The sequence below is a fragment of the uncultured Streptococcus sp. genome, assembly GCF_938036805.1.
Classification (GTDB): domain Bacteria; phylum Bacillota; class Bacilli; order Lactobacillales; family Streptococcaceae; genus Streptococcus.
Map to the genome: position 1 here is coordinate 14,848 of NZ_CALHWC010000116.1, position 12,657 is coordinate 27,504.

At 42.4% G+C, this 12,657-nt stretch carries 9 protein-coding genes and 1 other RNA gene; 8 read left to right on the plus strand and 2 right to left on the minus strand.

All coding sequences use genetic code 11. The features are described from left to right. Nucleotides 1–33: 33 nt before the first annotated feature. Nucleotides 34–597 (plus strand): GNAT family N-acetyltransferase, encoded by a 564-nt coding sequence (locus Q0191_RS04715; protein WP_297664277.1) that lies wholly within the window; start codon nucleotides 34–36, stop codon nucleotides 595–597. A gap of 73 nt (nucleotides 598–670) precedes the next feature. Further along, a complete protein-coding gene (gene pepC / locus Q0191_RS04720; protein ID WP_297664279.1) occupies nucleotides 671–2,017 on the plus strand; it encodes an aminopeptidase C in 1,347 nt (448 codons plus the stop codon). A gap of 79 nt (nucleotides 2,018–2,096) precedes the next feature. On the opposite strand, the gene pbp1a is transcribed toward pepC, so the two are convergent. Together pbp1a and recU are read right to left on the minus strand one after the other, a co-directional pair. After that, a complete protein-coding gene (gene pbp1a, locus Q0191_RS04725; RefSeq protein WP_297664281.1) occupies nucleotides 2,097–4,253 on the minus strand; it encodes a penicillin-binding protein PBP1A in 2,157 nt (718 codons plus the stop codon). Continuing rightward, the gene (gene recU, locus Q0191_RS04730; protein WP_297664283.1) at nucleotides 4,246–4,851 is read right to left on the minus strand and encodes a Holliday junction resolvase RecU; all 606 of its coding nucleotides are present in this window, start codon (nucleotides 4,849–4,851) and stop codon (nucleotides 4,246–4,248) included. Before recU ends, pbp1a begins: the two co-directional genes overlap by 8 nt. A gap of 67 nt (nucleotides 4,852–4,918) precedes the next feature. Between recU and Q0191_RS04735 the strand changes: the two genes are divergently transcribed. The 6 genes from Q0191_RS04735 to Q0191_RS04760 all read left to right on the plus strand — a co-directional run. After that, nucleotides 4,919–5,446, plus strand: a complete 528-nt coding sequence (locus Q0191_RS04735) for a DUF1273 domain-containing protein (protein ID WP_297664285.1) — start codon at nucleotides 4,919–4,921, stop codon at nucleotides 5,444–5,446. A gap of 71 nt (nucleotides 5,447–5,517) precedes the next feature. Continuing rightward, on the plus strand, nucleotides 5,518–5,862 hold the full coding sequence (gene gpsB / locus Q0191_RS04740; protein WP_297664287.1) for a cell division regulator GpsB: 345 nt from the start codon (nucleotides 5,518–5,520) through the stop codon (nucleotides 5,860–5,862). A gap of 14 nt (nucleotides 5,863–5,876) precedes the next feature. Next, nucleotides 5,877–6,244: RNase P RNA component class B (rnpB, locus tag Q0191_RS04745), an RNA gene on the plus strand. 198 nt (nucleotides 6,245–6,442) lie between these two features. Then, the gene (locus Q0191_RS04750; protein WP_297664289.1) at nucleotides 6,443–7,597 is read left to right on the plus strand and encodes a class I SAM-dependent RNA methyltransferase; all 1,155 of its coding nucleotides are present in this window, start codon (nucleotides 6,443–6,445) and stop codon (nucleotides 7,595–7,597) included. 12 nt (nucleotides 7,598–7,609) lie between these two features. Further along, nucleotides 7,610–9,082, plus strand: a complete 1,473-nt coding sequence (locus tag Q0191_RS04755; RefSeq protein ID WP_297664291.1) for a cell division site-positioning protein MapZ family protein — start codon at nucleotides 7,610–7,612, stop codon at nucleotides 9,080–9,082. A 391-nt stretch (nucleotides 9,083–9,473) separates the two neighbouring features. Then, a partial coding sequence (locus tag Q0191_RS04760; RefSeq protein WP_297664293.1) for a KxYKxGKxW signal peptide domain-containing protein occupies nucleotides 9,474–12,657 on the plus strand: 3,184 nt, incomplete at its 3' end.

Sequence of the window (12,657 nt, forward strand, 5' to 3'; positions counted from 1 at the left end):
ACTTTTTAGCCTGAGCTAAGAAACGAGGAAGCTATGAAAAAGATAGGTACACAGTCCATTGAAACTAAACGTCTTTTACTAAGACCTTTTCTGGAATCGGATGCACAAGCTATGTATGACAACTGGGCTTCTCGTCCGGATAATTTGCTGCATGTGACCTGGGATGCTCACGAGAGTCCTGAAGTCACCAAACAATCCATTGCTCGTTGGGCTGAGAATTATCAAAAAATGGATTTTTACAAGTGGGCCATCTGCCTGAAGGAAAAACCTGAACAAGTGATTGGTGATATTAGTGTGGTAGATAGAGATGAAGCAGTCAATGCTTGCGATGTCGGCTATATTTTAAGTAAAGACTATTGGGGGCAAGGGCTGATGACAGAAGCTTTGAAAGCTGTTCTAAACTATCTCTTGCAAGATGCAGGATTCAATCGTGTCACAGCAAGATTTGTAACAGCCAATCCAGCTTCTGGGTGTGTCATGGCCAAAGCTGGCATGAGCTACGAAGGTACTTTCCGTCAGGCTGCATTTCATAAAGGAGAAGTCAAAGATTTTTCTGTCTATGGAATCCTAAAATCAGATTTAAAAAGAAAAAGTTAGGCTTGCCTAACTTTTTTACTTGCGCTCTTTTTTTAAAGTTCTATAATAGATGTATAATGACAAGGAGGTTTCTATGAATTCATTAAAACAAGATTTTACAGATAAGTTGTATGCTGCTTATGAGGCCAATCCCAAGTATGCAGCGATGGAAAATGCTATTAGTCATAATGGGCTCTTGACTTCTTTGGAAAAACGGACTGCTGCTGTAGAAAATGCACCTGTGTTCTCACTAGATCTCACTAAAGATAAGGTCAGTGACCAAAAAGCTTCTGGTCGTTGCTGGATGTTTGCAGCCCTCAATACCTTCCGCCACAAGATGATTGCGGGCTTTCAGTTGGAGGACTTTGAACTGTCTCAAGCTCATACCTTCTTTTGGGATAAGTATGAAAAATCCAACTGGTTCTTGGAGCAGGTTTTGGCAACGGCTGACCAAGAATTGACTAGTCGCAAGGTCAAGTTTCTCCTAGATACGCCTCAGCAGGATGGCGGTCAGTGGGATATGGTCGTGGCGCTTTTTGAGAAATACGGCGTCGTGCCTAAGTCAGTCTATCCAGAGTCAATTTCTTCCAGCAATAGCCGTGAGCTCAATCAGTTGCTCAATAAACTCTTGCGTCAGGATGCGCAAATCTTGCGTGAGCTGGCCCTGAATGGTGCGGATGAAGCTAATCTACAAGCTAAGAAAGAAGCTTTGCTACAGGAAATTTTCAACTTCTTAGCGATGTCGTTGGGCTTACCTCCTCGGAAATTTGACTTTGCATATAGAGATAAGGATGGTAATTACCATAGGGAAGCTGATTTGACTCCGCAGGCCTTTTACCAAAAATATGTAGACCTCAAGCTGGATGACTATGTGTCAATTATCAATGCGCCAACAGCGGATAAACCTTATGGCAAGTCTTACACAGTCGAGATGTTGGGCAATGTAGTCGGCGGTAAACCTGTTCGCTATTTGAATGTAGAAATGAAACGTCTCAAGGAATTAGCTATCGCTCAGATGCAGGCTGGTGAGACTGTTTGGTTTGGCTCTGATGTGGGTCAGTCCAGCAATCGCAAGGCTGGTATCATGGAAGCAGGTATGCATGATTTAACCTCTAGTATGGATATTCAGTTGACCCAAGATAAGGCAGGTCGTCTCGATTATAGCGAAAGCCTCATGACTCATGCCATGGTACTGGCTGGAGTAGACTTGGATGAAAAGGGTCAAGCTAAAAAATGGAAGGTAGAAAATTCTTGGGGAGAAAAGGTTGGAGATAAGGGATACTTTGTCGCTAGCGACGCTTGGATGGATGAGTATACTTACCAAATTGTAGTCAGAAAAGAATTCTTGACTCCAGAAGAGTTGGCAGCCTACAATGTTGATCCAATTGTCCTAGCACCGTGGGATCCAATGGGAGCTCTTGCTAGTGGCGAAATGATTTGATAGGATAAGCAATTGCAGAAAGCTATTGATTTATTTAAACATAAAAAAGATTGGATTTTAAAATCCAATCTTTTTTGGTTTATCGATGTTCAGCTCCTTGGTTAGAACTAGTTGAGCTGCTGGTTGTTCCAGAACTTGTTGAACTTGTTTGGGAACTAGAGTTGGTACTACTATGTTCTTCGCTAGATTCACTCGTACTTTGACTTGAAGATTCTGAGCTTGACTCAGAAGTAGAGCTTGAAGATGATTGGGTATAAGCGCGGCTGTAAGTAGAAGTACCATTGAGATAGAGATAGGATCCGCTACGGAAAAGTCCGCTTGGTGGTGTCCAGTCTTCATTGCTATAGCCTGTCAGATAGAGCATCATAGAGCGGTAGACATCGGTTGCTACCTTAACTCCATCGTCTAAAACAGGAGTGAGGCGGTTTGAGTAACCAGTCCAAACAGCCATAGAGTACTGTGGAGTGTAGCCAACAAACAGCTCGTCTGGTGTGACAATGCTAGAACTATAATAAGGTTTTGTCAACTTCTCTAGCTCGTCATCTGCATAGTTGGAAGTACCAGTTTTACCTGCTTGATAGACCCCTGGAATTGCAGCATTGGTACCAGTTCCAGACTGAAGAACGGTCTTCATCATGTCTGTCATCATGTAGGCTGTCGTCTCTTTCATGGCTTTTGATCCGCCATTTGAAAAGACTTTTTCTGTACCGTCGCTAAAGACAACTCGGTTGACGTATTGCGGTTTGTAATATGTACCGCCATTAGCAAAGGCAGCGTAGGCAGCAGCCATTTTTTCGCTACTTGCTCCGTATTGGTTGCCAGATTCGCTCGTATTACTTGAAATCGCATTAGAATAATGCATTTCAGGATAATTGATACCAAGGCCATTGAGGAACTTCAATGAATTATCTAATCCGACTGCTTCCAGCGATTTGACGGCTGGTACGTTACGGGATTCTTGGATAGCGTATTGGATAGTAATCCAGCCATAATAGCGTTTATCCCAGTTATAGAAAGGAGTAGAGGTTCCAGGGAAATAGTAAGGAGCATCTTGGATTGAGGCAGCGGTGGAAGTGAAAACGTTGTATTCCAAGGCTGGGGCATAATCAGTGATTGGTTTCATGGTAGAACCCCAGTCGCGATTTGTTTCGACTGCTTGGTTGGTACCAAAAGAAACGTTGGAAGACTGATGGCGAGCACCCAGTTGGGCAATGACTTTCCCGTTGGTAACATCCATAACGGTTGATGCCACTTGCAGTTCATCATCTGGATAAGCAACATATTCTTCCGTGTTGTAAATATCCCACAATTTTTTCTGGGCTTCGGTATTAACGTTGGTATAAACTTCCATACCAGTCGTAAGGACATTGTAGCCAGTTTCTTCTTCGACTTGCTCAATAACTTCTTTTAAGTAGTTATCCATATAGGCAGGATAGCTAGCTGAATTTTTCAAGCTCTGTAAGCCGTCGGTCACTGGTGTATTGATAGCTTGTTCGTATTGTTCTGGTGAGATGTACTTGAGTTCATACATTTCAGATAATACGAGATTCCGACGCTGAGTGGCAGCTTCTGGATTTGTATAAGGGTCATATTGGTTAGGAGCTTGAGGCATTCCTGCAAGCAGGGCGATCTGAGGAAGAGTCAAATCTTTCAAATCTTTGCCATAGTAACTTTGGGAAGCTGTTTGCATCCCGTAATTTCCATTGGACATATAGACTTTATTGACATAGTAGGTCAGGATTTCTTGCTTGGTAGCCTTGCGTTCGAGTTGAGTTGCCAGCCATGCTTCTTGGATTTTCCGAGAAAGGGTAGCATCCGCTGAGGAAGTGGAGAAATAAGTCAACTTGATCAACTGCTGGGTTAAGGTAGATCCCCCTTGACGTCCGCCTCCTTTCAGATTGCTTAGGAAGGCTCCTCCTATCCGAATGAAATCAACCCCACGGTGATTAAAGAAGCGGTGGTCCTCAATCGCAACGATAGCATCTACTAGCTGTGTAGGGATCTGGTCTGTTGACGCATTGACACGCTTTTCAGAACCGAGGTCCGCAATCAGATTGTTATCGCTATCGTAAATCTTACTTGAAGTTGTTGCGACAAGGTCCTTCTCAGAGAGGGTAGGAGACTTGGAGGCATAGTATGTGAAGACAAGAACGCCAGCCACAACTCCAATGATAAAGAGAGATAAGAGGACACTTGCAAGATATTTTAAGGCCTGCAAAAGGGTTTGTTTATTCATTTGTGATACCACCTAGTAGTTTTTGTTCGATAATTTCAAGGTAAGGGATGCTTGGAAATTGCTTTGTTTCGATTAAAAATCCATGTTCTTGAATGTAAGATAAAGGGAGGGATTTTCCGCCTTTATCCATCTTATAAAATGTAATCAAATAAGATGCCGGAAGTAGATAGGTCTCCCGCAAGCTAGAGAAGTGCAGTAAGACAAAGCAAATTCCATTTTGCTGAAGGACTGCCTCCATATGTTCAATCTGGTGTAGATGGAAATTCTTCAGAGGCATGGCTGTTTTTTGCCGTGTTTCCTTGGCTTCAAAATCAATATAATGTCCCTTAAAGACACCAGAATAATCGGTCGTGGATGCCTGTCGGAAATAGGCCTCCACAATCTTTGCACGACTGCGTTGAGGATAGTCCACTTTGACAATCTGAATGGGTGTCGGCTTCTTATGAATGACAGCGAGCCCCCTACTCAAATAGTAGTTGTTGGATTCGTTGATCATCTTTTCAAAAGACATCCCGCGATTGGCAAAGTTAACAGCCGTCTTTGAACCTGGATGGGCTAGTTTACTTTTTATCTTTAGCTTGTGAGGGTAGTTGACCATAAAACTCCTTATTGGTACAATAACATCACTCTATTATATCATAAAAATATTTTTTGAGGGAGAATAAATGACAGGTCTATTAATTGTAGGGTATAAGGCTTTTGAACTTGGCATTATGAATGAGAAAGACATGCGCATCAAGATCATCAAAGAGGCGGTCAGACGGGATTTACAGCGCCTGCTGGATGAAGGATTGGAGTGGCTTATCTTCACGGGAAATCTAGGTTTTGAAACTTGGGTTTTGGAAGTCGCTCGGGAATTGAGAGAAGATTATAATTTCAAGATTGCGACGATTTTTCTTTTCGAGGATCAGGGAAAAAATTGGAACGAAGGAAATCAGGCTAAACTAGCAGATTTTAAACAAGTAGATTTTGTCAAATATGCCTATCCTAGCTATCAAAATCCGAGTCAGTTTCGTGAGTACAACCAATTTCTACTTCAAAATACGGACGGTGCTTACCTGTTTTACGATGAAGAAAACGAGACCAATCTTAAGTATCTTTACAGGGAGATGAAGAATCAAGAACAGTATTTTATCAAAAAATTAACATTTGATGATCTGAATGAGGTTGCAGAAATTTTTTCGGAAAAGTAGGGTATAAATCTTGCTTTTTATAGGTGATTTCGTATATAATTGGATATGATAAACTAGATTGGAGTGAGAGCATGGCGAGTATTATTTATACAGCAAAAGATATTTTTGATCAAGACTTTAAGCGTGAAGTACGAGGATATAGTAAGGCTGAAGTGGATGAATTTTTAGATGATGTGATTAAGGATTATGAAACTTATGCAGCTTTGGTAAAGGAGTTGCGTGAGGAGATTAATATTCTCAAAGAACAAGTATCTAATCAAGCGACTGATACTCCTTCGGTTCCTAGTCAGCCAGCTCAACCAACGATTGAGATGCCACAGATGGGAACAGCGACTAACTTCGATATTTTGAAACGCTTAAGCCGTTTGGAAAAGGAAGTTTTTGGCAAGCAAATTCTGGATAACGAAGAGCAATAATGTTGCAGAGTGCAATTTTTGGATAATCGCGTGAAGATTTGATATTTTCATGAGGAAAGTCCATGCTAGCACCGGCTGTGATGCTGGTAGTGTTTGTGCTAGGCGAAACAATAAGCCTAGGGACGGAGCAATCCGTTACGGCGACTGAAAGGGCTAAGTCTTTAGATAGGTCTGAATAGGTCTGAAAGTGCCACAGTGACGTAGTTCTTCTGGAAACAGAAGAAGTGGAACGCGGTAAACCCCTCAAGCTAGCAACCCAAACTTTGGTCGGGGCACGGAATGCGTGGAAACGAACATAGCATTCTGACTGGAAACAGTAGACAGATGATTATCGAAGGAGATGGTACCTAGTCATTTCTGGAACAAAACATGGCTTATAGAAAATTGCACATAGGTTAGCTAGCGTATGCTAGCTTTTTGATTAAGATATAGAGCCCCTTAGACAGAAGATTGATGCAAGGGACAAAATAGGAAAGTAAGGTTTTTCTCAAAAAGAGGAGCCGAGCAAGAACATTCTGCTTTCTAGCTGAGGCCAGTTTTTAACGGCGTGGCTCAGCGGATAGTGATAGAGTAAGAAAGAATGAAAGAAAAATTTAATTTAATTGCTACTGCAGCAGCAGGTCTAGAAGCTGTGGTTGGCCGTGAAGTTCGGGATTTGGGTATAGATTGTCAGGTTGAAAATGGTCGTGTCCGCTTTAGTGGCGATGTCAAAACCATTATTCAAACCAATCTCTGGCTACGCTCGGCAGATCGGATCAAGATTGTTGTGGGTACATTTCCAGCCAAAACATTTGAAGAACTTTTTCAAGGCGTCTTTGCTTTGGACTGGGAAAATTATCTACCTTTAGGCGCCAGATTTCCCATTTCTAAAGCCAAATGTGTCAAGTCAAAATTGCATAATGAGCCCAGCGTTCAAGCCATTTCAAAAAAAGCAGTTGTAAAAAAACTGCAAAAGTATTATGCTCGTCCAGAAGGTGTCCCCTTGCAGGAAAATGGAGCAGAGTTTAAGATTGAAGTTTCTATTTTGAAAGATTTAGTAACGGTCATGATTGATACCAGTGGTTCTAGCTTGTTCAAACGTGGCTATCGGACAGAAAAAGGCGGAGCGCCAATTAAGGAAAATATGGCAGCTGCGATTTTACTTTTGTCAAACTGGTATCCAGACAAACCCTTGATTGATCCGACCTGCGGATCAGGAACCTTCTGTATCGAAGCGGCCATGATTGGGATGAAGATGGCTCCAGGTTTGCACCGTTCCTTTGCTTTTGAAGACTGGAATTGGGTAGACAAGGACTTGGTACGTCGACTTCGGGCAGAAGCTCTAGCTCAGATTGACCAAGACATCCAACTGGATATTTCAGGTTCGGACTTGGATGCTCGTCTGGTAGAGATTGCCAAGAAAAATGCGGAAGAAGCCGGCGTGGCTGACCAGATTCACTTTAAGCAAATGCGGCTGCAAGATCTTCATACGGACAAAATCAATGGCGTGATTATCTCCAATCCGCCTTATGGCGAGCGTTTGTTGGACGATGATGCGGTGACCAAGCTCTATCAAGAAATGGGACAAACCTTTGCTCCTTTGAAGACCTGGAGTAAATTTATCTTGACCAGTGATGAGGCCTTTGAAGCCAAATATGGCAGTCAGGCGGATAAAAAGCGAAAACTTTACAATGGTACTTTAAAAGTTGATTTATATCAATACTTTGGCCAAAGGGTCAAAAGACAACTAGATTAGAAAGGAAATGCTGTGAGCAAAGAAGAAAAGATGGCAACAGAGCAAGAATCAAAAGAAACCGTTCTTGACTTAGAAGATGCGAAAGAAATGACGGTCGGTCAGGCTGCTCGGAAAAACGAGGAAGTCGAAGCTGGTGTGACCGAAGGAGACAACATCCTTGATAAATACATCAAGCAACACCGAGATGAAATCGAAGCAGGGAAATTTGAAACCCAAAAGCTGAGAATCATGGAAGAGCTGGCACAACAAAAAGAAGCTTTGATACAAGAGACCATCAAACAGCTTAAGAGTCAGTCTCAGGCGAAGGAAAATACTGCCAATGTGCCATTACCTTCGGTGCAGCCAGTGAAAGCAGAAACTGCAAACTCGGCAAATGTAGAGACTACAAAGGCTGCACAACCAGCGCTAACAGTTGCAGCTGAAGCACCAACCATCCCGGCAACAAAGCCGGTATCAAAGCCAGTTCCGACAGTATTTGAAGATGAGGACGATACTGAGACAAAGCCTTTCTACAAGAAGAAAGCCTTCCTATACTCAGCCTTAGGTCTTGTAGCGCTTGCCGCTGGAACGACTTGGTATTTTCATCAGGGGTGGGGGAGTCACAAGTCGACAACTGGTTCCAGTTCGACAGTTTCTTCTAGCAAAAAGAAATCTACAAGCCCTAGTGAAGCTAAGAAAGAGGCTGCTAAAGAATTTGAAGACCTTTATGCTAGCTTCTTTACTGATAGTAGTCAGACAGCTATCAAAAATGATAAATTTGGTGATTTGGACAAGTTGAAGGCTAAGTTGGATATCTTGACTGGTAGCTCAGAATATACAGCTGCTAAGAAGAAATATGATGATCTTGTTAAGCAAATTTCAGCGATCCAAAGTGTCAATTCACAATTCAACACAGGTGCTATCGTTGATGGTCTACTGAAGACGGATGCCCAAGTGAAAGAAAATGCCAATCTTCCAGATGTATCGACAGGTAATAACAAGTTAGATGAAGTCTTGAAAGCGGCTATCGCTCAAGGACGCAGTCAACAGTTACCAGCACCGGCGCCTAGTCCAACAGTGGAACCGTCAGCGCCATCAACAGTGCCAACAGCACCAGCCGCACCATCAACGCCGCCAGCTGTTAATCCTGCGCCTAGTGACCCTAGTGGTATTAGAAATGCAGAAACTGGTATCGGACTGCCAAGTGCAGGAGTTAACCTCCAGCGCCACCTTAGCCGTGTGCCTTACAATCAAGCTGCGATTGATGATGTGAACAATCCTGCTTGGACCTTCAATCCAGATGTCTTGGAAACAATCCTCAAGGTGTCTCGCGAGCGTGGTTATATCACAGGAGACCAGTTTATCCTTGAAAAAGTTAATATTATCAATGGAAATGGCTACTACAATCTCTTTAAGCCAGACGGCACTTATCTATTTAGTATGAACTGTAAGACAGGCTACTTTGTAGGAAATGGAGCTGGTTATGCGGATGATTTGGATTACTAAGCATCTTTCTGGCTAATTCATAACAACATATAATAAAAAAGTTAGACGGGTCTGAGGTCATGTATCTCGGACAGGCTGTCTAACTTTTTTTGTATAAATAGTTACGTATTGTTATTTCTTATAATAATCTATAGTTTAAATCTCTAGGTTAATATAGATAACTCAAGATAGCTTGAGTTATCAAGCTTATTGTCAATAAATAAAGATTCCAATAGATTGAATTCTTGTCTTATTTTTGTTAAAATACTATCTGGAGCATTAGGACACCTAGCATAAAAATGTTAAAAGTGTGTATTTTTGCTTATAAACTATAGCACGCAATAAGTCGGTTTCTTTGCTAATGGTCATGAGATTAACAAAGGCTGGCATGTTGAAAAAGGAAAGGAAAACGATGTTTCGAAGTAAGAAATATAACAAGGATTTCGAGATTATTGACGAAAAGAAGCGGTACAAGCTCTATAAGTCTGGGAAAAATTGGGTAAAAGCTTCAAATTCTCAACTCGATCTCTTTCGTATTGGTGGAATGGGAGAAGTTGTCTCAAACAGCTTGTCAGATACAGAAGAGCTTGATCACGATCATCTGAGCCTCAACACTCTTGCAGGTTTAGGGGGAATATTAGCTGCTGGAGCGGCAGGCTTGATGGTGACTCAGGAGCAGTCTGTCTATGCGGATGAAACATCTGAATACACAGATAAAGCTGTCATTTCAGCTGAAGTCAAGGACAATGAAGAAGCAACAGAAGCAAGTACCAATTCGATCATTGCTCAGGCGCAAGCAGAAATGCAAAAAGCAAAAGCAGAACAAGCCTCTGAATCAGCTTCTATTTCGGTTAAACAATCAGTCAGCACTTCTATCTCTGCAAGTGAGTCAGTATCTCTTAGCCTCTCGATTAGCCAGTCTGTCAGTCAATCAATCAGCCAATCAGTTTCAGCTAGTAGCTCAGCTTCTGTCAGCCAGTCTGTATCTGCTAGTAGTTCAGTCTTGACTAGCAATTCAAGCTTGACTAGCAAGTCAGTGAGTGCTGAGTCTGCTACAAAGGTATCCGAGAGCAAAGCACCTGCTAAGCTAGAAAGTGCTAACAACGCAGCTTCTTTAGAGCAGGACAAAGCCTTAGCCAGTGCATCAGCTGATACCTCTGCCTCAGCTTCTACTTCTGCATCGCTGGATATCAAGGTCAATGTTGCCGACAGCTTTATTTCATCTGGTGCAGGACAAAGTTTAGCTAGTGCTACTTTGAGCAATAGCCAAGCCCTAGCGACCAGCAACAACTTGGCCGCTGGTGTGATCGCTGATAAGAATCAAGCCCAAGGCAAGGATGCGCTCAAACAAGCTGAGAAGAGTCAAACGGTAGATAAGATCGTGACCACTTCACCAAAAGAGTCTGTCAGTGCTTCTGCTGAATTAAAAATAACTGAAATTACTGGTAAGAATAGTGTTAGTGGAGTTCAATCAACTTCTGTCACAACTAGCTTAATTGAAGCTGCTGCGGTTGCAATAGCTTCTTCAGAAGTCACTGCTAAACAACAAGAAGAAAACCGTAGGAAGTTGACCAATCTTTCAGCTGAAATAGGTGACTATCTAGCAAAAGCGGTTGATTTACCAAATACGGATTCAGCTCTTGCTAAGGCCAATGCTGCAGTAACAGAAATTGAAAAAGCCCTCGCTGATCCAACTAGTGATTTAACAACAGTAGTGCAAAAAGCTACTTCAGCGCGTAATTCGATTGTCAATGCTGTGTTGGCGGCTAATTCTGGTGTGCGTGATGCACGAAATGGGGCAGAAATTGCTAGAGGGGCACACTCACGTGCAGCCTCTAAACCACCTACGATTTCTATGCCATCTACTATCACAATTTATAATGATGAAGCAGTCAATAATTTTCAGATAAGGCTGAATGATGATCAAGGGATGGCTAAAATCACGGGCTCCCCATCCAATGCTATTATTACAGGTTTAAATGCACCGAACTATCCAACTAACAAGAAAGGGGTATTTGGAGATCTATATATCTATGATCAATCGGGGAGACAAATAGGTGCCCAAAGGTCATACACCATTGACATAATAGGGACAGTGGGTCGTGAAAACAGAACTTGGAAACCCTATAAGCCTGGTACCTATGTTCTGGAATATACAGTAACAGATATTCATGGTCAGACTGCTACAGCACGTACGAATTTCCATATTAAGGGATTTAATGAACGAAACAACCCAGTTAGTGGAGATACCGTTATTGTTAAGAATCCATCTTCTTTGACTGTAAGTGAACGCGATCAAGTACTTGAAAAATTTAAAGAAAAAAACCAGTCGCTTTTATCTGGTAGTGATTTTACGAAAGATGGCGTAACTGGAACGATTTCGGTAGCTGAAAATGGGAATATTACCATTACCTACCGTGATAATACTACAGATGTTATCCCAGCTAATGTGGATGCTGTTCCAGTTCCAAGTGCGACAGTGACTCGTAATGGTCAAGCCCTGACCCCTGTAAATGGCAACTATATTGTGTACGCAGGAGATGATATTCAAATTAATTTCACTGCTACAGATAATAGTGGGCAATTGTCAGAATTTAAGATCGTTTCAAATGCAGATGCAAATGGTTCGCCAATTAAAAATAATTTCTTTGAAGATAATAAATATGGGACGGGGACTGTAGAGCATTTAACGGGGAATATCACAGCGACTACTGCTAGTCCAGCCCGTATTACTGTAAGAGCTCATTTGAATGATAATCTAGAGTATGATAAAAATGGTAGAAATAGTTGGCAACGCAATGCAGTAGCAACGGATAAGGCTGGTAATAGTAATAGTGCAGGAAATGATTCGCCAGGTAATGTCCGTATTGTGCAAGGTAGACTGACGGATATTATGGAAGGGGTAGCACCGACTGAAACCTTCCAGGTAGAGAATGTTTCTCAATTAAAACCTCAAGAAAAAACACGTATATTAGCAGCCGTTGAAAAATTAAATAATAAGCAGGAAAAACGTATTGATTCCTTTACTATTAGTAACAATGGAACAGTTACCATTATCTATAAAGATAAGACTACGGATACGTTCACTGTAAAACTTTCTGATAGTGAGTATAAGAGTAGCAGTGCTTCAACTAGTCTAAGTCAAAGACAGTCAACCAGTGCCTCAGCGAGTGCATCGGTAAGCGCCAGCACTTCAGCGAGCGCATCTGCCTCAACGAGAGCATCCGTTTCTGCAAGAATGTCAGCAAGTGCGTCTGCCTCAACCAGTGCCTCAGCGAGTGCATCGGTAAGCGCCAGCACTTCAGCGAGCGCATCTGCCTCAACGAGAGCATCCGTTTCTGCAAGAATGTCAGCAAGTGCGTCTGCCTCAACCAGTGCCTCAGTAAGTGCTAGTACATCAGCGAGTGCGTCGGCTTCAACGAGCGCCAGTCGTTCAGTTTCTGCTAGCCAGAGCTTGTCTACTTCCTTGCGCAATAGCCAATCGGCATCGATGAGCGCCAGCCGCTCGGTTTCAGCGAGCAATAGTGTTTCTGGCTCGGTTAGCGCAAGCCAATCTGTCTCAGTAAGTGCGAGCACATCTGCGTCAGTGAGCGCAA